Genomic DNA, 21,029 nt, shown 5'->3' on the forward strand with positions numbered 1-21,029 from the left:
CGTGCGCAGACAGGATGTGCATCGCGTGCCGATCCGTCCCCGCGCAAGCAGAAGGGGGAAGGGGCCAGCCGCTCAGTTCGTCGGACGACCCGCGCTGGTGCTTCCTGCGGGGCCGACGGGGCTCGGCCCGGTCGCCGCCGCGCTCGGCGCAGCGCCACCCTTGGTGGACTGTCCGGGCATCGTCGGCGCGGCGCCCGGCGTGCCTGCCGGGATGATCGGCTGACCCGGCGGGATCGGCGCGACTGCCTGGACCGGATGCTTCTGCATCAGCTTATAGGCATGGTCGTACCAGTCGCTGCCCGGATAATTGGCGCCGAGCACCGCGGTCGCCTTGCGCGCCTCTTCGGGGAGGCCGTCCGCGAGATAGCTTTCGGTCAGTCGCATCAGCGCCTCGGGTGTGTGCGTCGTCGTCTGGTATTTGTCGATGACGGTCCGGAAGCGCAGCGTCGCCGCGAGCCACTGGCCGCGCGTCTCGTAGAAGCGACCGATCTCCATCTCCTTGCCGGCGAGGTGATCGTTGACGAGGTCGATCTTCAACCGCGCATCGGAGGCGTAGCGAGTGTTCGGATAGCGGCGGACGAGCTCACCGAGCGCGTCGAGCGCCTGTCGCGTGATCTTCTGGTCCCGGGTGACGTCGCGGATCTGTTCGTAATAGCTCAGCGCGACGAGATAATAGGCATAAGGCGCGTCGCGGTTGCCGGGATGGACCGACAGGAAGCGCTGCGCCGACTGGATGCTCTGCGTATAGTCGCGGTTGAGATAGTAACTGAACGCGCTCATCAGCTGCGCGCGGCGGGCCCAGATCGAATAGGGATGCTGCCGCTCGACCTCGTCGAACAGCACCGCCGCCTCCTTGTAACGCCCTTGATCGAGCCGCTTCTTGGCGGTCGAATAAAGCGTGCCGACGTCGCGCGCGACATAGGGCAGGTCGGACTTCGCACGGTTGCGGGCACAGCCTGCAACGGGAAGCGCGACGACGGCGATCAGCGCTGCGGCAAGCGCCTTGGACTGGGGGATACGCATCGGCTAAGGCTCTTAGCTCAAGCTCGCGGTTGCGAACAATCCCCCGCGTCGCACGTTGGCGGCACATTGATACGATCACGAAAGGACCCGCATGCCTGCTACCCTGCTCCACACCCATCGCGTCGAAAAGCCGTGGGGTCGGCATGATCTGGGCTTCGGGTTCGAAGATGCGCCGGCGGACGGCGAACCGATCGGCGAAATCTGGTTTCAGGAGCCTGGCGACACCTCGCCCGACCTGCTGATCAAATATCTGTTCACCCGCCAGAAATTGTCGGTGCAGGTCCATCCGGACGACGAGCAGGCGCATGCCCGCGGCCTGCCGCGCGGCAAGGACGAATGCTGGACGATCCTCGCCGCGCGGCCCGATTCGACGATCGCGCTCGGCCCCAAACAGCCGATCACGCCGGAGACGTTGCGCGCCGACGCGCAGGACGGCAGCATCGAGGACGATCTCGACTGGGTGCCGGTCAAGGCGGGCGACTTCTATTATGCCCCCTCCGGCACGATCCATGCGATCGGCGGCGGACTGACGCTGATCGAGGTGCAGCAGAACAGCGAGACGACCTACCGCCTCTATGATTACGGCAGCGACCGTGAACTCCACCTCGAGGACGGCGTCGCGGTGTCGCACCTGACGCCCTATCAGCCGATCACCTCGCCGGGCGCGGCGGGCGAGGGGCGGACGATCCTGGTCGAGGGGCCGAAGTTCGTGCTCGAACGCTGGTCGGCGGGGGAGCATGCGGTTGTTCTGCCGGAAGGGCGGACGGCCTGGCTGGTGCCGATCACCGGAACCGGCGAGGTCGGCGGTGTCGCGTTCAAGGCGGGCGAATGCCTGACCGTCACCGGCCGCGAGACGGTAACGACGAGCGCCGACGCCGACCTGCTGTTCGCCTATCCGGGCACGCAGCGGATCTGAATGCGTCTCAGGCGTAAAGTCTTAACGCGTAAGGCGTAGCACGCGGACGATGCTCCGCGTGCTGACGCTCTCGACCCTGTTCCCGGACGCGACGCGACCCAATTTCGGCGTGTTCGTGGAGCGGCAGACCGCCGGTCTGGCGGCGACGGCGGATCTGTCGGTCCGCGTGGTCGGGCCGATCGGGCTGCCGCCGGGGCCGCTCGCGCTGATCCACCACCGCGACAAGCTCACGCTGCCACGCCGCGAATTGTGGCGCGGGCTCGATGTCTACCGGCCGCGCTTCCTGTCGGTGCCCGGAGCCCGTGGACGGTGGCATGCGCGGCATCTCACCGGCGCGTTGATCCCGCTGCTCGATGCGATTCGTGCCGACTTTCCCTTCGACGTCATCGATGCTTCTTTCTTCTTCCCGGATGGACCGGCAGCTGTGGCGCTCGGCGCGCGCTACGGCATCCCGGTGTCGATCAAGGCGCGCGGCGCGGATATCCATCATTGGGGGACGGCGGGGGCGACCGGGGGGCAGGTTCTCGCCGCGGCGCAGGCGGCAGACGGTCTGCTCGCGGTAAGCGCGGCAATGCGCGCCGATATGGTGGCGCTCGGCATGCCGGAGGATCATATCCGCGTCCATCACACGGGCGTCGACCTCGACCGCTTCGTGCCGGTGGCGGATCGCCGCAGCGCCAAGGCGACTCTGGGCGTGGATGGACCGCTGGTGCTGTCGCTCGGCGCCCTGATCCCACGCAAGGGACATGACATCGTGCTGCGTGCCGTGGCGGCGCTACCCGGCGTCGCGCTGGCGATTGCCGGCGAGGGGAGCGAGCGGGCCGGACTGCTGGCGCTCGCGAGCGAATTGGGGATGCGCGAGCGGCTGCATCTGCTCGGCAGCGTGCCGCATGCCGATCTGCCGGCAATCTGCGCGGCGGCGGATGTAATGGCGCTCGCCTCGGCGTCCGAGGGACTGGCGAATGCCTGGCTTGAGGCGCTCGCCTGCGGCACGCCGATCGTGATCAGCGATGCTGGCGGCGCACGCGAGGTCGTCACCACCCGGAGTGCCGGTCGGATCGTCGCGCGCAGCCCTGCCGCCTTTGCGACGGCGATCAAAGCCTTGCTCGCCGACCCGCCTGCGCCCGAAGCGGTACGGGCAGCCGCGGCCGGGTTCACCTGGGAGGCGAATAGTGCCGCGCTTGTCGCCCATCTCCGCGCGCTCGTTGATCAAGGCCCGCGTCGAGCGATCCGCGCACGTCAGGCGTCGAGCGGGTAGAGCGCCGCGCCGATTACCCGACCTTCGCCGCGCAGCACACCCCAGGCACGCGCCGCGGCGCGGCTATCCATCGCCTCGACACCGATCCCCTGCGCCTCCAGCGCATTGACCAAGGTCACCGGCGGCCGCACCAACGTCGCGCCGGTGCCGATCAAGACGAACTCCGGCTGCGCGTCGACCAATATCGCGAGCGACGCCATGTCGAGCGAGGCGATCGGCGGCGGTGACCATTCCGTCGCCGCCTCGTGCGTCATCAACACCGCAGCGACGACCCGCTCCTCGTCGAGACGGAAGCCGCTGCCGACGAAGCCGCGAACGATCGGCCCGCCGGACTGGGGATCGGCTTGCATCCGCATCGCCTAGCGCTCGCGCGGGGCGACGCGCTCCGCCTGATCGATCGCGCCACGCTGCGGCTTGCCCCCGGCATTGGGGTCGGCGCGCAGGCCGAGCGTGATGAGCAGCGACGACGACACGTAGATCGACGAATAGGTGCCGACGATGATGCCGAGGATCATCGCGGCGGTGAAGCCGCGCAGCACATGGCCGCCGAGCAGCAGCATGGCGACCAGCGCGAGCAGGATCGTCACCGAGGTCATCACCGTCCGCGGCAGCGTCTCGTTGACCGACAGGTTGATGATCTCGCGCATGTCCATCTTGCGATAGCGGCGCATGTTCTCGCGGATGCGATCGTCGATCACGATCTTGTCGTTGATCGAATAGCCGATGATCGTCAGCACCGCGGCGATGATGTTGAGATCGAATTCGAACCGCGACAGCGCGAAGAAGCCGACCGTCATCAGCAGATCGTGGACGATCGCGACGATCGTCGAAACGCCGAACTGCCATTCGAACCGTACGATCGCGAACAGGCCGATGCCGAGCACCGCCAGCACGACGGCGAGGATGCCATGCTGGATCAGCTCGCCCGAGACTTTGCTCGACACGGTCGAATAGCGGCTGAAAGTGGCACCGGGAAATGCCTTGGCCAGCGCTACTTCTACCTTTTTTACCGCGGCGTTGGTTGCGCCTTCATCGGCGCCGCCCTGAACTGGCAGACGGATATTGAACGTCGTCGGTCCGCCAACTTGCTGCAACGATGCTTCGCCGACCCCGAGACCGTCAATCACAGTCCGGACCTTGTTCTGATCAGGCGCGGTTGCAAATTTTTCTTCGATCATGAGGCCGCCCACAAAATCGACGCCCAGATTGAGGCCTTTGTAGACCGTGAGGCCGATCGCCAAAACGCTGAGCAGCAGCGTCAGTCCGAACGCCCAGCCGCGCAGCCGGACGAAGTCGATGTTGGTGTTGTCGGGAACGATTTTCAGGAGGCGCATGTCTTGGCCTTTCGCCTCAGATGTTGATCGTCTTGGGCTTCTCGCGCCGGATCCACTGCGCGACGAGCATGCGCGTGAAGGTGACGGCGGTGAAGACCGAGGTGGCGATGCCGATCAGCAGCACGACCGCGAAACCCTTGACCGGGCCGGAGCCGAGCGCGAACATGATGAAGCCGGAAATGGCGTGCGTCATGTTCGCTTCGAAGATCGTCCGGCTCGCTTCCTTATAGCCGAGTTCGACCGCCTGGACGACGGAGCGCCCGCGTCGGCGTTCCTCGCGGATTCGCTCGTTGATCAGCACGTTGGCGTCGACCGCGGTGCCGATCGTCAGCACGAAGCCCGCGATTCCCGGCAGCGTCAGCGTGCCCTTGAGCATCGCCAGCACGCCGAGGATGACGAAGACGTTGATGATCACGGCGATGTTCGCATAGAGGCCGAAGCGGCCGTAGGTCACGAACATGAAGGCGACGACCAGCGCGACGGCGACGGCGCAGGCCATGATGCCCGAGCGGATCGAATCGGCACCGAGGTCGGGACCGACGGTCGATTCCTCGATCACCTTGAGGTTGATCGCCAGCTTGCCCGACCGCAGCGCGATCGCCAGCTGATTGGCGCTGTCGGTGGTAAAGCTTCCACTGATCACCGCCGAACCGCCGAGAATCGCAGTTTCGATACGAGGCGCCGAGACCACCTTGTTGTCGATGATGATTGCGAAGGGCTTGCCGACGTTCGCCTGCGTCACCCGCGCGAAGCGGTTGCCGCCGGTGGCGTTGAACGTGATCTGGATGTTTGGTGCGTTAGTCTGCTGATCGAACGCCTGGCGGGCGTCGGCGAGCTGATCGCCGGAGATGATCACCGAACGCTTGACCACCGTCGGCGGCAGGCCGGGAGTCACCGAGGGCAGGATCTGACTGCCGATCGGGGCGACGCCGCGCGCAGTGTCGGCGGGATTGGCGTTGGTGTCGACCAGCTTGAATTCGAGCTTGGCGGTCTTGCCGAGCAGGTCCTTGAGCGCCTGCGGGTTTTGCAGGCCGGGCACCTGCACGAGGATGCGATTGTCGCCCTGGCGGACGATGGTCGGCTCGCGCGTGCCGAGTTCGTCGATACGACGCCGCACGACGTCGGTGGCATCCTCCATCGCGACCTTGATCGCCTGTTGCAGGCCGGCCTGCGTCGGCGAGAGCACGAAGCGGCTCGAATCGACGACCTGGATGTCCCATTCGCGCTGCCCGGTCATGCCGGCGCCACCGCCGGTGATGCCGAGCAGCCGCTCGCGCGCCGCATCGACCTGACTGGGGTCGCGGAGCAGGAAGCTGATCTGGTTGTTGCGCGTCGAAATGTCACCGATCTCGATCCGCGGCGTACCGTTGCGCATCGTGCCCTGGATCTGCTCGCGCAGCGCCTCGATCCGCGTATTGGCGAGATCCTGCGTATCCGCCTCGAGCATCAGATAGCTGCCGCCGGCGAGATCGAGCCCCTTGTTGACGCGCGGGTGGATCGGCCAGTTGCTGGTGACGGATTCGGGCAGGAACGTCGGGATCGACAGCGCGCAGAGCAGCGCCAGCACCGCCCAGATCGTCGCCACCTTCCAGCGCGGAAAGTCGAGCATCAGTCGTTCGCCGGCTTGGTGTTGAGCCCGGTCACCTCGGCGAGCGTCGACTTGACGACGCGGATGCGGGTGTTCGGCGCGATCTCGACTTCGACGAAATTGTCCTCGACCTTGGTGACGCGGCCGACGATGCCGCCCGCGGTGACGACGCTGTCACCCTTCTTCACCGCGGCGACCGCCTGTTGCAGCGCCTTCATCCGCGTCTGCTGCGGCCGGATCATCAGGAAATAGAAGACGATGAAGATGAGCAGCAACGGCGCGAAGCTGATGAGCGAGGCGAGGCCGCCGGGCTCAGCGGCGCTGCCGGCGGTCTGGGCGTAAGCTGGAGAGATAAACATCGTATCCGTGCATGGCTGATCGGCGGAAGACATTCCCCGCGCAAGATGATCTGCGCGCTAGCATCGGTTCCCCCGTGGCGCAATGTTGCGCCGCTGCAACGGCACGCCACGGCGCGGCTTTGACAAAGGCCGCTTGCATCCCCCGCCGGACCCGCCTACAGGCCCCGCTCCGGGATCGGTCGCCGCATGGCAACGGTCCCTCGGTCGGGGCGTAGCGCAGCCTGGTAGCGCATCACACTGGGGGTGTGGGGGTCGCAGGTTCGAATCCTGTCGCCCCGACCAATTTCCCGCCAAGAGCGGGCAGGGCGGATCGATCCGCCGGGATCGCCGCAGCGATCCCTTTCTTACAGCAAGCGGAACGCGCTCAGCGAATGCGCAGATGCTGGAGCTCGGCGTCCAGATCGGCGCGGGTCAGGTCGAGATGGCGGATCATTCCCTGTTCGACCGCATCGCCGTCACCATCCAGCCAGGCGTTGAGCAACTCACGATGCTCGCGATCGGCGCGGGCGAACCGGCCCTCCGGGGCAAGATGTGCGATGACATAACGCTCGGCGAGCATCGCCAGCCGCTCGATCAGCTGCGTCGTCAGCATCCGGTCGCCCGGCCGGACCAGAGCGACGTGGAAGCGACGGTGGCGGACCGCTATCTCGGTCGCCGCCGCGCCGCGCGCCTCTTCGAGTGCGTCGAGCGCCTCGCGGGCGTGGCGCCGATCCGCCTCGCTGGCTTCCGCCGCACCGATCGCAGCGGCGCGCGGTTCGATCGCGAGGCGCAGCGCGTAGATCTCATCCGCCTGTTCGGCCGACAAGGCCCGCACGGCATAGCCGCGGTTCGCCTGACTGTGGATCAGCCCCTCATGTTCGAGGCGGACCAATGCCTCGCGCAGCGGAATCTTGCTGACCCCGAGTTCGGCGGCAAGAGCGTCCTGCCGGATCGGCGCTTCGGCGCGAATCGATCCGTCGACGATCCGCTCGCGCACGATTTCAAATACCTGGTCGGACAATGTCCGGACGACGATGCTCATCGATGAATTCCCGGCGCAGCGGACGCGGCGCATAGTCTGTTCATTCCAGAATGAAGCCGTAAAATCAATATTTTGTATATCGGATCAGGCGGCGGGCGGCGGCTCTCCCCAGCCTAGCCCCAATGCTTTCTGCAACGCGATATAGTCGCCGGTCAAACTGGTGACTCCCGCGGACAGGTTCTGCTCGGCGGCAACGCGCTGACGTTCGGCGTCGAGCGTGTCGATCAGCGTCGCAGTGCCGGCACGGAAGCGCTGCTGCATCAGGTCGGCGGCGCGGTCGGCGCTCGCCTTGCTGCGCATCAGGCTGGCGACGGTGTCGCGGCGATGGCCGAAGCGGGACAAGGCATCCTCGGCATCACGCAGCGCGACCAGCACCGCCCCGCGATATTGCGCCTCCGCCTCGTCGCGTTGTCCTTCCGCCTGATGGATCCGCGCGCGGTTGCGACCGAAGTCGAGGAAATTCCATTGCAGCATCGGCGCACCGATGCCGACGAGCTTGTCGGGACTGATATCGGACAGCCGCGTGCCACCCAGCCCGATCAGGCCGAGCAGCGTCAGACGCGGGAAGCGCGCGGCATCGGCAACGCCGACCTGCGCGGTACGCTGCGCCAGCTGGCGCTCGGCGGCGCGAATGTCGGGGCGACGCTGCAACAGCGCGGCGGGATCGCCGATCGCCACCGCCGCGGGCGGCAGCGGCACCGCGCCTCCCGGCGTGAGCGTTGCATCGAGCACACCCGGCTCGCGGCCGGTGAGCACCGCAATGGCGTTGAGGTAGCGCTCCGCCTCCGCCTGCAACGGGACGATCTGGCCATTGGTCGTCTCGACCTGCCCCCGCAGCCGCTCGACGTCGAGGTCCGACGCCGCACCCTGGGCGAAGCGCTGCTCGGTCAGCGTGAGCATCTGCTGCTGCATGCGCGCATTGTCGCGCGACAGGGTGATCCGGCGTTGCACGTCGCGCAAGCTGACATAGGCCTGCGCGACGTCGGCGGTCAGGCTGACCTGCGCGTCGGCGACATTCGCCTCGGCCGCCTCGGACTGCGCGCGCGCGGCTTCCACCGACCGGCGGCGACCGCCGAACAGGTCGACCTCCCAGCTCGCGTCGAAGCCGAGGTTATAGACGTCGACCGCGCTCGCGCTGCCGTCGCTGCTGCCGCCGCCGAAGTCGAAGCCCGGAATGCGGGCATGGAGATAGGTGGCGGAGGCGTTGGCGCTCGGCGCCTGATTGGCACGCTCGAGCCGCAGCGACGCCCGCGCCTGCCGCAGCCGCGCGGTGGCGACCGCGATATTGGGATTGGTGGCGAGCGCCTGCGCCTCGAGCGTGTCGAGCAACGGGTCGTGGAGCTGGGTCCACCAGGCCGCGACCGTCGGTGCGGCAGGGCTGACTTGCGCGCCACCACGCACGAAGCGGGGAGCGCCATTGGCGTCGGACAAGGTCTTGGGCGGGCCGGCGTAGTTCGGCCCGACCGTGCAGGCGGCGAGCGCCAGCGCGGGCAGCAGCAGGATGGGGGTGCGGGAGAATTGCATCATCGCCTCAATGCATCGCCACGGCTTTGCCTTGCGGCAGCGGGCGGAGGAACAGGACGAGCGGCACCACGCAGCAGATGCCGACCGACAAGAGCCAGAACAGATCGTTATAGGTCATCACCAGCGCCTCACGCTGGATCGTGCCGCCGAGTGAGCGGATCGCGGTCGCCGTGCTGCCGAGCGAACGCGCCGTCGCGGCGAGATAATCCTGCAACGCCACCGAATTGGCGTTGAGCACCTCGTCGATGCGACGGCTGTGCAGATAGCTGCGCTGATCCTGCAGGGTCGCGATCCCGGCGAGCGCGAAGGACCCGCCGATGTTGCGCGCGGCGCTGAACAATCCGGCGGCATCGCCCGCTTCCTCCGGCTTGACCGAGGCGATCGCCGCCTGGTTGAGGAAGACGAAGCCGAGGATCGTGCCGACGCCACGCAGCAATTGCGAGTCGGTGAAGGCGCTGCCGACCGATGCCGCGGTCAGCGTGGTATCGAGATGGCAGCTCAACGCCATCAGCAGCAGCCCCGACGCGACCGCGACGCGAATGTCGAGATGGCGGATCAGCAGCGGCACCAGCGGCATCATCAACAGACTGGGAATGCCGCTGAGCAGCACGACCTTGCCCGATTGCAACGCATTGTAATCGGAGATGGCGGCGAGGAACTGCGGGATGACGTAGCTGCTGCCGTACAGCACCATGCCGAGCACGAGGCCCATCGTCGCCACGCTGCCGAACTGGCGGTCGAGCAGCAGCCGGAGCTTGACCACCGGCTTCTTCGCGATGAACTGACCGGCGATCAGCATGACGAGCCCGACGATGGTGAGCGCGGTGAGCTTGAGGATCAGGGCGGACTGGAACCATTGCTCGCGCTGCCCCTCTTCGAGCACGACGGTCAGTCCGCCGAGTCCCAGAGCGAGGCCGGCGATGCCGAGCCAGTCCGCCTTGAGCAATTCGGTGAGGTGCGGCTTCTGATAGGGCAGGCCGACGAGCAGCAGCACGAGCAGCACCGCACCGACCGGGATGTTGAGAAAGAAGGCGTAATGCCAGCTGACGTTCTCGGTCAGATAGCCGCCGATCAGCGGCCCCAGCACCGGGCCGAGGATCGCGGTGACACCAAACAGCGCGGTGCCGATGGGTTGCTGGCTGCGCGGCAGCCGCGTCGCGATGATCGTCATCGCCGTTGGGATCAGCGCGCCGCCGGTGATGCCTTGCCCGGCGCGGCCGATGATCATCATCGTCAGCGTCGTCGACAGGCCGCAGACCACCGAGAAGGCGGTGAACAGCACCGAGGCGATCAGCAGGAAGGTGCGCAGGCCGAGCACGCGCTCCAGCCATGCGGAGAGCGGAATGATGATGATCTCGGCGACCAGATAGGAGGTGGCGATCCACGTTCCCTCGGTGCCGCTCGCGCCGATTTCGCCCTGGATGACCGGCAGCGCCGAGTTGACGATCGAGATATCGAGCGTCGCCATCAGCGCGCCGAGACTGCCCGCCGCGACGGCCAGCCACGCGGCGAGATCGGCGCGCTCGGGCGGCGATGCCGCCGCCGTTTCAGCCGGGACGGCGGCGCTCATTTTCCGCGCCGCTCGTTATGCTGGTCCTGCTCGTCGCGGATGCGCTGGACGCTGCCCTTCGCCGAGCGGGTGTCGACCGTGACGTCGACCGACATGCCGGGCACCAGCAGCTTGCGCGTCTCCGGCCCCGCGTCGAGCGCGATGCGCACCGGCACGCGCTGAACGATCTTGGTGAAATTGCCGGTCGCATTCTGCGGCGGCAGCAACGAGAATTGCGCGCCGGTGCCGGGCGAGACGCTTTCGACGCGGCCGTGGATCTCGACACCGGGCAGGGCATCGACCTCCAGTGTCACCGGCTGGCCGACGCGCATCAGGCCGAGCTGCGTTTCCTTGAAATTGGCCTCGACATACAATTGCTGGACGGGGACGATCGACATCAGCCGCGTGCCCGCCTGCGTATACTGGCCGACGCGCACCGTCTTGTCGCCGACCCGGCCGTCGATGCTGGCGCGCAGGATGGTGGCGCCGAGATTGACCTGCGCCGCGGCAAGCTGGGCGCGGCTGGCCTCACCCTGTGCCTGCGCCTGCTGGACCTGCGCCTGGAGCGTGCCGACCCGACGCGTCGCGCTGACCAGCGCGGCATTGGCGGCGGCGACCTGCGCATCCGCCTGCCGCGCCTGGTTCTGCAAGGTCGACAGCTTCTCGCGCGTTTCCGCTCCCGACGCGGCGAGCGGCTGGTAGCGGCGCACCTCGCTATGTGCGTAGGCGGCATCGCTGCGCGCGGCGGCAAGGTCGGACCGGGCCTTGTCGATCGCCGCCTGCTGCTCGCGGATCTGCGCGCGCACGCCTTCGGCATTGGCGCGGGCCACGTCGATCTGTGCGGTGACCTGCGCCGCCTGCGCGCGATAGTCACGCGAATCGATGCGGACGAGGGGGGTGCCCGCCTTGACCTGCTGATTGTCCGCGACGAAGACCTGGTCGACATAGCCCGACACCTTGGGCGAGACGGTCACCGCATCGGCCTGCACATAGGCATCGTCGGTATTCTGCATGAACTTGCCGACGCTTTGGTAGCGGACGAACCACAGCACGCCGCCGATCACCACGACCAGCGCGACGATCAGCAGGATCAGCCGGATGCGACGCTTCTTCTCGGGTGACGCCGCGGCGGCGGACGCTTCCGATTCGTCGTGCGATTCGGCAGTGTCCGCAACAGGATGCTCGTTCTGGGCCATCACATTCATCTTCTTGGTTCGTCGTTGCCGTCTAGATGCTCGCACTTGCAGCATAGTGCAAGACCATTTAATGAGGGTCCTCACATATGGCTTGCAACGAACCCCTCGCGTCGGACCTGTTCCGCCTCTTCCTGCGCATGCAGCGTCTGATGAACCGCCGGATGGCAGAACAAGGCGCGTCACTGGCCCGCACCAAGCTGCTGCTGTTCCTGCACAAGCGCGGCCCGGCGCGCGCGGCCGACATCGCCGACTTCTTCGACAATGCGCCGCGCACGGTGACCGAGGCGATCGATGGACTGGAGCGCGACGGCTTCGTCGCGCGGACCCCCGACGCCCATGACCGACGCGTCAAACAGGTTTCGATCACCGACGAGGGACGACGGGTGCTCGGCGAGACCGAGCCGTTGCGGCAGGACTTGATCGACGCGGTCTTCGGTGCGCTCGACGCAGACGAGCGCGCGCAACTCTCGTCGACCTTGGCCAAGCTGCTCACCGCGCTCGATGGGCTCGACGGCGGCGATACCCGCACGCGCTAGCCTATTGCTTCAGCCTATTGCTTCCGATCCGGGCTTTGTTAAGCTCTCTGCCGCCGCCGGAAGAGCGGCATGGAGGATGCCATGGACCGGTACGAACCGACCTTGTGCCAATGCGGCTTCGGCCTGTTGTGCTGCGCGAGCGGCGCGGCGCTGTCGATCTGCGCGGTGACCTTGCTGCTGCTCGGCTGAGCCGCGCTCAGCAGCACCGCCCGCCGCCGCGACCGCCGTACCGCGCCTGCTGCCGATCGCGGAAGAAGGCGGTCGCGCTCAGCACCGGCCGATCGGGGTGCGCCTCCGCCATATGGGCGCAATAGGCCTGGTAGGAGGGTACGCCGACCATCAGCCTGCCGGTATCGGCGAGGCCGCGCCAGAGGGCCTTGAGGCTCATTCTGCCGGCGCCGGCCATGCCGGGATTTCACTGACGCTAGGCGCGTCGCTTCTGCGCGCGATCAGACAGGTGCGGATGCCATAGCCGATGATCGATGCCACCACGGCGAGGAACAGCGCGCAGAGTATCGCGTCGATCCGGTCGTTGAGCACGATCCGCCGCATCTCGGCGAGCGTCTTCGCCGGGGCGAGCATCTGCCCCCGCGCGGCGGCATCCGCGAAGCGGTTGGCATGGGCGAGGAAGCCGACGCGGGGATCGCTGGCGAACAGCTTGAGCAGGCTGGCGGTGACGGTGCACAGCACCAGCCAGATCGCCGGCAGGATCGTCACCCAGGCGTAGCGCTGCCGTTTCATCCGGAACAGCACCACCGTCGCGAGCACGAGCGCGACCGCCGCGAGCATCTGGTTGGAGATGCCGAACAGCGGCCAGAGCGTGTTGACGCCGCCGAGCGGGTCGGTGACGCCTTGGTACAGAAAGAAGCCCCAGGCCGCGACGCACAGCCCGGTGCCGATCAGGCCGGGCAGGAAGCTCGTCGCGTTGCGGAATGACGGCACCGCCAGCCCGATCAGATCCTGCAGCATGAACCGCCCGGCCCGCGTGCCGGCGTCGACCGCGGTGAGGATGAACAAGGCCTCGAACAGGATCGCGAAATGATACCAGAAGGCCATCATCGCCCGGCCGCCGACCACCGCGCTGAAGATATGCGCCATGCCGACCGCCAGCGTCGGCGCGCCGCCGGCGCGGCTGATGATCGTCGTTTCGCCGACATCGCGGGCGGTGGTGGCGATCGTCTCGGGCGTGATCGGAAAGCCCATCGCGGTAACGGCGACCGCGGCGCTGGCCGCGTCGGTGCCGACGACCGCGGCGGGGCTGTTCATCGCGAAATAGACGCCGGGATCAATGATCGACGCACCGACCAGCGCCATGATCGCGACGAAGCTCTCCATCAGCATCGCACCATAGCCGATGAAGCGCGCATCGCCCTCGCTCGCGATCAGCTTGGGCGTGGTGCCGCTTGCGATCAGCGCGTGGAAGCCCGAAACCGCGCCGCAGGCGATGGTGATGAACAGGAAGGGGAAGAGCGAGCCCGACCAGACCGGTCCGCTGCCGTCGACGAAGGCGGTCAGCGCCGGCATCCGCAACGGCGGCGCGACGACGACGATGCCGATCGCCAGCGCGGCGATCGCGCCGATCTTGAGGAAGGTCGACAGATAGTCGCGCGGTGCGAGCAGCAGCCAGACCGGCAGCAACGACGCGACTGCGCCATAGCCGATCAGGATCCAGCACAGGGCGACCGGCGAATAGGTGAACCACGGCGCGAGCGTCGCGGAGGCGGCGACGTCGCGCCCGTAGACGATGGCCAGGATCAGCCCGACGAGGCCGAGCAACGACACCTCTCCGACCCGCCCCGGCCGGATCCAGCGGGTATAGACGCCCATCAGCACCGCGAGCGGGATGGTCGCGGCGACGGTGAACAGGCCCCAGGGACTGCCCGCCAGCGCCCGCACGACGATCAGCGCGAGCACCGCGAGGATGATGATCATGATCATGAAAGCGCCGAACAACGCGATCGTCCCCGGCACCGCGCCCATCTCGAGCCGGATCATCTCGCCGAGCGAGCGACCGTCGCGGCGCATCGACAGGAACAGCACCATGAAGTCCTGCACCGCGCCGGCGAGCACGACCCCGGCGAGGATCCACAACATACCCGGCAGATACCCCATTTGCGCGGCGAGCACCGGCCCGACCAACGGTCCGGCGCCGGCGATTGCGGCGAAATGGTGGCCGAATAGCACACGCCGGTCGGTGGCAACGAAATCGAGGCCGTCGGGATGGCGCATCGCAGGCGTGGGCCGCGCCGGATCGATCCCGACGATCCGGGCGAGATAGCGCGCGTAGAAGCGATAGGCGATCAGGTAGACGCACAAGGCCGCGACCACCACCCAGACGGCGTTGATCGCTTCGCCGCGCGCATTGGCGATGACGAAGAGCGACCCGGCGCCGATCAGCGCGACGACGCCCCAGCCGATCCTGTTCGCGCTGCGCATCGCTCTCGTCTCCCTCGCGCGCCGCTTACTCCGGGCGGTGGCGGGAGGGCAAGACCAGCCTCCCGCCGCTCACGGGGTCAGACGACGCGGTTGGCGACCAGATCGTCGACCACCGCCGGATCGGCGAGCGTCGACGTATCGCCGAGGCTCGACGTATCCCCCTCGGCGATCTTGCGCAGGATGCGGCGCATGATCTTGCCGGATCGGGTCTTCGGCAAGGCCGGCGCGAACTGCAATTTGTCGGGCGTGGCGATCGGGCCGATCTCGTGCCGCACCCAGGCGATCAACGCCCGCCGCAGTTCGTCATCGCCCGTCACGCCGGCGTTGAGCGTGACATAGGCGTAGATGCCCTGTCCCTTCACGTCGTGCGGCATGCCGACCACCGCGGCCTCTGCCACCGCTTCGTGCAGCACGAGCGCGCTCTCGACTTCGGCGGTCCCCATCCGATGACCGGAGACGTTGATCACGTCGTCGACGCGTCCGGTGATCCAGTAATAACCGTCGGCATCGCGGCGGCAGCCGTCGCCGGTGAAATATTTGCCTTCATAGGTGGTGAAATAGGTCTGGAAGAACCGCTCGTCGTCACCCCACACGCCGCGCATCTGCCCCGGCCAGCTCTGCGTGATGCAGAGATTGCCCGAGGCCGGCCCGGTCAGCGGCGTGCCCTGGTCGTCGACGAGCTGCGGCATCACGCCCGGCAACGGCTTGGCGGCCGAGCCCGGCTTCATCGGCACGGCACCGGGCAGGGGGGCGATCATGATGCCGCCCGTTTCGGTCTGCCACCAGGCGTCGACGATCGGCGCGCGGCCCTCGCCGACGACGTCGTGATACCAGCGCCAGGCCTCCGGATTGATCGGCTCGCCGACCGAACCGAGCAGCTTGAGCGATGACCGATCGGTCCGACGGACGAAGTCGTCGCCTTCCTTCATCAGTGCACGCAGCGCCGTGGGAGCGGTGAACAGCGTGTGCACCTTGTGGCGATCGACCACCTGCCAGATGCGGCTCGCATCGGGCCAGGTCGGCAGGCCTTCGAACATCAGCGTCGTCGCGCCGTTCGAGAGCGGCCCATAGAGGATGTAGCTGTGCCCGGTGACCCAGCCGATGTCGGCGGCGCACCAGAAGACCTGGCCGGGCTTATAGTCGAAGGCGATCTTGAAAGTGAAATCGGCCCACAGCAGATAGCCTGCGGAGCTGTGCAGCACGCCCTTCGGCTTGCCGGTCGACCCGCTGGTGTAGAGGATGAACAGCGGATCCTCCGCCGCCATCGGCTCGGGCGGGCAGATGTCACTCACCGTGGCCAGCGCGTCGTGATACCAGATATCGCGCTCCCCCATCGGCACGTCGGCACCGGTCGCGCGCACGACGATGACCCGCTCCAGCGACGGGGCACGGCTCGCCGCTTCGTCGACACAGGCCTTGAGCGTGATGCGCTTGCCGCCGCGGCGGCCCTCGTCGGCGGTGATGACGATCTTCGATCCGCAATCCTCGATCCGGCCGGCGAGCGCATCGGCGGAGAAGCCGCCGAACACCACCGAATGGATCGCGCCGATCCGGGCGCAGGCGAGGGCGGCATAGGCCGCTTCCGGGATCATCGGCATGTAGAGCGTGACGCGGTCGCCCTTGGCGACGCCTTGCGCCTTCAGCACGTTGGCGAAGCGGCAGACCTCGGCATGCAATTGGCGATAGGTGATGTGGCGCGCCGCCTCACCGGGCTCGTCCGGCTCCCAGATGATCGCAACGGTATCGCCGTTCTTGGCGAGATGACGGTCGAGGCAATTGGCGGCGACATTGAGCTGACCATCGGCGAACCAGCGGATATGGAAGTCGGCCTTGGCGAACGACCAGTCGCCGGCGATCGTCGGTGGCTCGATCCAGTCGAGGCGTTTGGTCGCCTGATCCAGCCAGAAGCTGCCCGGGCTGCTCGCGGCGGCTTCGTACAGGTCTTCGTAGCGTTTCGGGTTGAGGCTGGCGTTGGTCCAATCGCCGGTGATCGGGTAGATTTCAGGGTCGGTCACTCAAGGCATCCCCGCTGTGCAGGCCGCGGACGCCGGCCGGCGCCCGCCGGTGGGATAGGGGAGCCGATCGCCCGGCGCCAGTCGTCTGACGCGCGGGCGATACGGTCCGGTTATCAGGCCTCAGCGGCCGAGGAAGGTGAGCAGATCGTTGGTCAGGCGATCGCCATGCGTCGCGAACAGGCCATGCGGGGCACCGTCATATTCGACGAGCTGGCTGTTTGCGATGCCCTCCGCGGCGGCGCGACCGGCGGCGTCGATCGGCACCGTCTGGTCGCTGGTGCCGTGAATGATCAGCGTCGGGACGCGGAAGGCGGCCAGGTCCGGGCGGAAGTCGGTATGGCCGAACGCCTCGGCGCAGGCGAGCGTCGGCTTGAGCCCCGCCTGCAAGGCCGTCGCCGTCGCTGCGTCGAGCACGTCGTCGCTGACCGGATGACTGATCACGCCGACGCCGAAGAACTGCTTGAAGAAGGTGTCGCGGAAGAAATGGGCGCGGTCCTTCTGGATATTCTCCCCGATCTCGGCGAGCTTGTCCTCGGGCGTGCCATAGGGATTGTCGTCGGTCTTCAGCATATAGGGTACGACCGACGAGACCAGCGCCGCGGCGATCACGCCCTTGCCGCCGTGCCGGCTCATGTAGCGGGCGACCTCGCCGCCGCCCATCGAGAAACCGACCAGCGTCGCGTCGCTGTCGGCACCGGTCGCCGCCATCACGTCGGCGAGATCATCGGCGAGCGTGTCATACTCATAGCCGCTCCAGGGCTGGCCCGACCGGCCGAAGCCGCGCCGGTCATAAGCGATCGCGCGGAAGCCGGCATCGGCCAGCGCCATCATCTGCGGATCCCAGCTGTCCGCCGACAACGGCCAGCCGTGCAGCAGGATCACCGGCCGGCCGGATCCCCAATCCTTGACATAGATGTCGGTACCGTCGCGCGTCTTCACATAAGGCATGGCCGATCCTCTCGTAATCCGTTGGCGACAACGTGGCTTCCGGCGCGCTGTTCCTCGCTGGCGTTCGCCGCGTGGCAGTGCCAGCATGACGTATACCAAACGAATCAGGGGACATAGTCATGCGGATCATCGCGGCGGCAGCGCTGCTCGCCATCGCCACGGCAGCAGGATTCGGCGGAACGCCGGCGCCGGCGGAGAGCCAGGCGCGGACCGCTGCGACGCAGGGCTTCGCCGCCTTTCGCGACGGGTTCATCGAAGGCTGGTTCAAGCTCGATCCGGCCACTGCGGTCTATCAGGGCCGTCACGATTTCGACGGCCAACTGCCGGACTGGAGCGCGGCCGGGCTGAAACGCCAGTCGGCCTTCCTCCGCCAGGCGATCGACCGCGCGCGCGGCTTCAAGGATGCCGACCTCACTCCCGACGAGCGGTTCGAGCGCGACTATCTGATCCGCGTCGCCGAAGGGAAATTGTTCTGGCTCGACGATGCCGATCAGCCGCACACCAACCCGGCCTATTATGTCGGGGGCGGGCTCGATCCCAACGTCTATATCGCGCGGCCCTATGCCGACGCACCGACGCGGATGAAGGCGCTGGTCGCCTTCTTCGGCCGGGTGCCGGCGGCGGCGCAGGCGATCCGCGCCAATCTGAAGACGCCGATGCCGCGATCGTTCATCGATTATGGCGTCGCCGGCTTCAACGGCTTCGCCGATTACTACACCGGCGATGCCAAGGCCGCCTTCGCCGAGGTGCGCGACCCGGCCTTGCAGAAACAGCTCGCCACGTCCGCCGCGGCGGCCAGCGCGGCCGTGCGGGCGCTCGGCACGTGGCTCGAAGGGCAGCGCGCCACTGCCACCGGCGATTTCGCGCTCGGCGCCGATCGATTCCAGCGGATGGTCGGCGCGACGGAAGGCGTCGATACCCCGCTCGCGACGCTCGAAGCGGCGGGACGCGCCGACCTCAAGCGCAACCAGGATGCGCTCGCCGCCGCCTGCCGGCAATTCGCGCCCGGCCAGACGATCCCCGCCTGCATCGACAAGATGAACGCCAACAAGTCGCCCGACGGCCCGGTCGCCGAGGCGCGCCGTCAGATCCCAGAGCTGCGGGCGTTCGTCATCGCCAAGGATCTCGTCACCATCCCCGGCACCGAGGAAGCGAAGGTCGAGGAAAGTCCGCCCTACAACCGGCAGAACTCCGCCTATATCGATCCCGCCGGGCCGTATGAGAAGAACGTCCCCTCGGTCTATTATATCTCGCCGCCCGATCCCGCCTGGGACAAGAAGACGCAGGATGCCTTCGTGCCGGGCAAGAAGGATCTGCTGTTCACCTCGGTCCACGAGGTGATGCCGGGGCATTTCCTGCAATTCCTCCACGCCAACCGCTCGCCGTCGATGTTCGGCCGGGTCTTCGTCGGCTATGCCTTTGCCGAGGGCTGGGCGCATTATGCCGAGGAGATGATGTGGGACGCCGGCCTCGGCAATGGCGATGCCGAGACGCATGTCGGCCAGATCAGCAACGCGCTGCTGCGCGACTGCCGCTTCCTGTCGGCGATCGGCCTGCACGCCCGCGGCATGACGCAGGCGCAGAGCCTGCAGATGTTCCGCGAGCAATGCTATCAGGACGAAGGCAATTCGCGCCAGCAGGCGGCGCGCGGCACCTACGATCCCGCCTATCTCAACTACACGCTCGGCAAGCTGATGATCCGCAAGCTCCGCGACGACTGGACCGCGACGCGGGGCGGCCGCACGGCGTGGAAGGCCTTCCACGACCAGTTCCTGAGCTACGGCGGCCCGGCGATCCCGCTCGTCCGTCAGCGCATGATGGGCGAGCCGACCGCGCGGGCGGTGTTCTGACGGTGCGCTGAGACCGGCCGGGTGCGGGTCAGCGCGAGACCTGCGTTCCCGGCTGTTGGTCTTCCGCCTCGTCGCTGCGCGGGTTGCGGATCGACGGGCGCAGGCGGGCGAGGCTGCATATCCCCGCCACCGCCGCAAGGCCGGCGGCGACCAGCGGCGGCGCCATGCCGGCGCCGACGTTGATCGCGAGCAGCGCCGCGACCAAAGTCGCGCCGGTCGTCTGCCCGACGAGCCGGACCGTGCCGACCAGTCCACCGGCGGCGGCGGCCCGCTCCCGCGGGGCCGAGCCGATGATGAGGCGGGCGTTGGGCGGCAGGAAGAGACCGAAACCGGAGCCGCACAAGGCCATCCGCCAGGCGATGTCGACATAGGCCGCGTCCGCGGGCAGCGTGGCGATCAGCAGCAGCGCGACGATCGACACCGCCATGCCGATCCCGCCGAGCACGCCCGCGGGCACCCGGTCGGACAGCCAGCCGGCGAGCGGTGCGACGATCATGTTGGTGAGCGGCCATGGCGCGATCGCCGCGCCAACCTCGGCGGCGGAGAAGCCGAAGCCATGCTGCAAGCGGAACGGCGTCGACAGCAGCAGGGTCATCGACGCGGTGAAGGCGGTATAGGCGCCGATCGCCGACAGCGCGATCACCGGCCGCGCGAGCAGGTCGATCGGCAGGATCGGCTTCGCCTCGCCACGCTCGCGCCGCACGAAGATCCAGCCGATCGCGGCGCCGACCGCGACGATCGCCGCCGACACCACGGGACTGTCGCCGTGGACGGCGCTCTCCGCCCCCGAGATGACGAGGCCGATCATGCTCGCGCACATGACCGCGCCGAGCACGTCGAACGGCTCGTCGCGCGGCTGCGGCGCCGGCAGGGCCCGACCTAGGACGAGGCTGAGCAAGGCGAACGGCACGGCGCTCGCAAAGACCCAGGGCCAGGGCGCGATGCCGAGCACCAGGCCGCCGAGCGTCGGTGCCAGCGCCGCCGAACTCGACACCACGACGGAGTTGATGCCGAGCCCGCGCCCCAGCTGCTTCGCCGGGTAGATCGAGCGGATCAGCGCCGACGAGACGCTGAGCGCCGCCGCCGCGCCCAGCGCCTGCGCGGCCCGCACGACGAGCAGGAAGGGCAGGCTCTTGGCGAAGAAGCACAGCATCGTCGCCACGGTGAAGACGAGCTGGCCGAACTGATAGGTGCGCTTCAACCCGAATTTGTCGCCCAGCCCGGCGAAGGGCAGGATCATCATCGCCAGGATCAGCTGGTAGACGGTGACCACCGCCACCACCGCGCTGTTGCCGACGTGCAGGTCGCGCGCGATCGTCGGCAGCGCCACCGTGGCGATGCCGCCGTCGATGATGACCAGCGCCGTCCCCGCGGAAATGGCGCCGATCGCGACATAGCGGCGGGGCAGGGGCAGGCCATCGGTCATCGCGTGTCTCCTGATCGTCGCGGCGGATTGCGCGGCAACGCTTTGCCCGG

The 21,029-nt window shown here is 67.7% G+C and carries 18 protein-coding genes and 1 tRNA gene; 5 read left to right on the forward strand and 14 right to left on the reverse strand.

From position 1 onward, the window contains the following. Window positions 1-72: 72 nt before the first annotated feature. A complete protein-coding gene (locus V8201_RS08995; protein WP_037536547.1) occupies window positions 73-1,023 on the reverse strand; it encodes an outer membrane protein assembly factor BamD in 951 nt (316 codons plus the stop codon). A 91-nt stretch (window positions 1,024-1,114) separates the two neighbouring features. Here V8201_RS08995 and V8201_RS09000 point away from each other — a divergent pair, with 91 nt between their 5' ends. Further along, on the forward strand, window positions 1,115-1,939 hold the full coding sequence (locus tag V8201_RS09000; RefSeq protein WP_336545071.1) for a class I mannose-6-phosphate isomerase: 825 nt from the start codon (window positions 1,115-1,117) through the stop codon (window positions 1,937-1,939). Between the two features lie 49 nt (window positions 1,940-1,988). Continuing rightward, entirely contained in the window at window positions 1,989-3,197 is a 1,209-nt protein-coding gene (locus V8201_RS09005) for a glycosyltransferase (protein ID WP_336545072.1), read from the forward strand. Here V8201_RS09005 and V8201_RS09010 read toward each other — a convergent pair. The 4 genes from V8201_RS09010 to yajC are packed head-to-tail and all read right to left on the reverse strand — an operon-like array spanning window position 3,179 to window position 6,478. Continuing rightward, the gene (locus tag V8201_RS09010; protein ID WP_336545073.1) at window positions 3,179-3,547 is read right to left on the reverse strand and encodes an MTH938/NDUFAF3 family protein; all 369 of its coding nucleotides are present in this window, start codon (window positions 3,545-3,547) and stop codon (window positions 3,179-3,181) included. The two genes, V8201_RS09005 and V8201_RS09010, sit on opposite strands and share 19 nt — an antisense overlap. Before the next feature lie 9 nt (window positions 3,548-3,556). Beyond that, window positions 3,557-4,531, reverse strand: coding sequence for a protein translocase subunit SecF (secF, locus tag V8201_RS09015; protein ID WP_336545074.1), 975 nt, complete (start codon window positions 4,529-4,531; stop codon window positions 3,557-3,559). Between the two features lie 16 nt (window positions 4,532-4,547). Then, window positions 4,548-6,140 carry a protein translocase subunit SecD gene (secD, locus tag V8201_RS09020; protein ID WP_271298770.1) on the reverse strand — a complete coding sequence of 531 codons (1,593 nt, stop codon included), beginning with the start codon at window positions 6,138-6,140 and terminating at the stop codon, window positions 4,548-4,550. After that, window positions 6,140-6,478 (reverse strand): preprotein translocase subunit YajC, encoded by a 339-nt coding sequence (gene yajC / locus V8201_RS09025; protein ID WP_037536538.1) that lies wholly within the window; start codon window positions 6,476-6,478, stop codon window positions 6,140-6,142. The genes secD and yajC overlap by 1 nt, the downstream gene beginning before the upstream one ends. Before the next feature lie 205 nt (window positions 6,479-6,683). On the opposite strand from yajC, the gene V8201_RS09030 reads away from it, so the two are divergent. After that, a tRNA-Pro gene (locus V8201_RS09030) sits at window positions 6,684-6,760 on the forward strand. Between the two features lie 82 nt (window positions 6,761-6,842). On the opposite strand, the gene V8201_RS09035 is transcribed toward V8201_RS09030, so the two are convergent. From V8201_RS09035 to V8201_RS09050, 4 genes are all read right to left on the reverse strand, one after another. Further along, window positions 6,843-7,499, reverse strand: coding sequence for a GntR family transcriptional regulator (locus V8201_RS09035; RefSeq protein ID WP_336545075.1), 657 nt, complete (start codon window positions 7,497-7,499; stop codon window positions 6,843-6,845). Window positions 7,500-7,583: 84 nt separating this feature from the next. Beyond that, the gene (locus V8201_RS09040) at window positions 7,584-9,023 is read right to left on the reverse strand and encodes an efflux transporter outer membrane subunit (RefSeq protein WP_336545076.1); all 1,440 of its coding nucleotides are present in this window, start codon (window positions 9,021-9,023) and stop codon (window positions 7,584-7,586) included. 7 nt (window positions 9,024-9,030) lie between these two features. Continuing rightward, on the reverse strand, window positions 9,031-10,593 hold the full coding sequence (locus V8201_RS09045; RefSeq protein ID WP_037536532.1) for an MDR family MFS transporter: 1,563 nt from the start codon (window positions 10,591-10,593) through the stop codon (window positions 9,031-9,033). Then, complete coding sequence (locus V8201_RS09050) at window positions 10,590-11,768, reverse strand: HlyD family secretion protein (RefSeq protein WP_336545077.1); 1,179 nt, start codon at window positions 11,766-11,768, stop codon at window positions 10,590-10,592. The genes V8201_RS09045 and V8201_RS09050 overlap by 4 nt, the downstream gene beginning before the upstream one ends. A gap of 161 nt (window positions 11,769-11,929) precedes the next feature. Between V8201_RS09050 and V8201_RS09055 the strand changes: the two genes are divergently transcribed. Further along, window positions 11,930-12,304: a MarR family winged helix-turn-helix transcriptional regulator gene (locus tag V8201_RS09055; RefSeq protein WP_336545078.1), complete on the forward strand. Its 375-nt coding sequence runs from the start codon at window positions 11,930-11,932 to the stop codon at window positions 12,302-12,304. 196 nt (window positions 12,305-12,500) lie between these two features. Here the strand turns inward: V8201_RS09055 and V8201_RS09060 are convergent, their stop codons facing one another. The 4 genes from V8201_RS09060 to V8201_RS09075 all read right to left on the reverse strand — a co-directional run bounded on the left by V8201_RS09060 (window position 12,501) and on the right by V8201_RS09075 (window position 17,703). Continuing rightward, a complete protein-coding gene (locus V8201_RS09060; RefSeq protein WP_037536738.1) occupies window positions 12,501-12,692 on the reverse strand; it encodes a YbdD/YjiX family protein in 192 nt (63 codons plus the stop codon). Then, window positions 12,689-14,740 carry a carbon starvation CstA family protein gene (locus tag V8201_RS09065; protein ID WP_336545079.1) on the reverse strand — a complete coding sequence of 684 codons (2,052 nt, stop codon included), beginning with the start codon at window positions 14,738-14,740 and terminating at the stop codon, window positions 12,689-12,691. The genes V8201_RS09060 and V8201_RS09065 overlap by 4 nt, the downstream gene beginning before the upstream one ends. Before the next feature lie 77 nt (window positions 14,741-14,817). Next, the gene (gene acs, locus V8201_RS09070) at window positions 14,818-16,755 is read right to left on the reverse strand and encodes an acetate--CoA ligase (RefSeq protein WP_336545080.1); all 1,938 of its coding nucleotides are present in this window, start codon (window positions 16,753-16,755) and stop codon (window positions 14,818-14,820) included. 120 nt (window positions 16,756-16,875) lie between these two features. Then, window positions 16,876-17,703: an alpha/beta fold hydrolase gene (locus tag V8201_RS09075; protein ID WP_037536524.1), complete on the reverse strand. Its 828-nt coding sequence runs from the start codon at window positions 17,701-17,703 to the stop codon at window positions 16,876-16,878. 119 nt (window positions 17,704-17,822) lie between these two features. Here V8201_RS09075 and V8201_RS09080 point away from each other — a divergent pair, with 119 nt between their 5' ends. Continuing rightward, a complete protein-coding gene (locus V8201_RS09080) occupies window positions 17,823-19,553 on the forward strand; it encodes a DUF885 domain-containing protein (protein ID WP_336545081.1) in 1,731 nt (576 codons plus the stop codon). Window positions 19,554-19,581: 28 nt separating this feature from the next. On the opposite strand, the gene V8201_RS09085 is transcribed toward V8201_RS09080, so the two are convergent. Further along, the gene (locus V8201_RS09085; protein WP_336545082.1) at window positions 19,582-20,979 is read right to left on the reverse strand and encodes an MFS transporter; all 1,398 of its coding nucleotides are present in this window, start codon (window positions 20,977-20,979) and stop codon (window positions 19,582-19,584) included. Window positions 20,980-21,029: the final 50 nt, after the last annotated feature.

It is taken from the genome of Sphingomonas kyungheensis (assembly GCF_037120395.1).
Classification (GTDB): Bacteria; Pseudomonadota; Alphaproteobacteria; order Sphingomonadales; family Sphingomonadaceae; genus Sphingomonas; species Sphingomonas kyungheensis.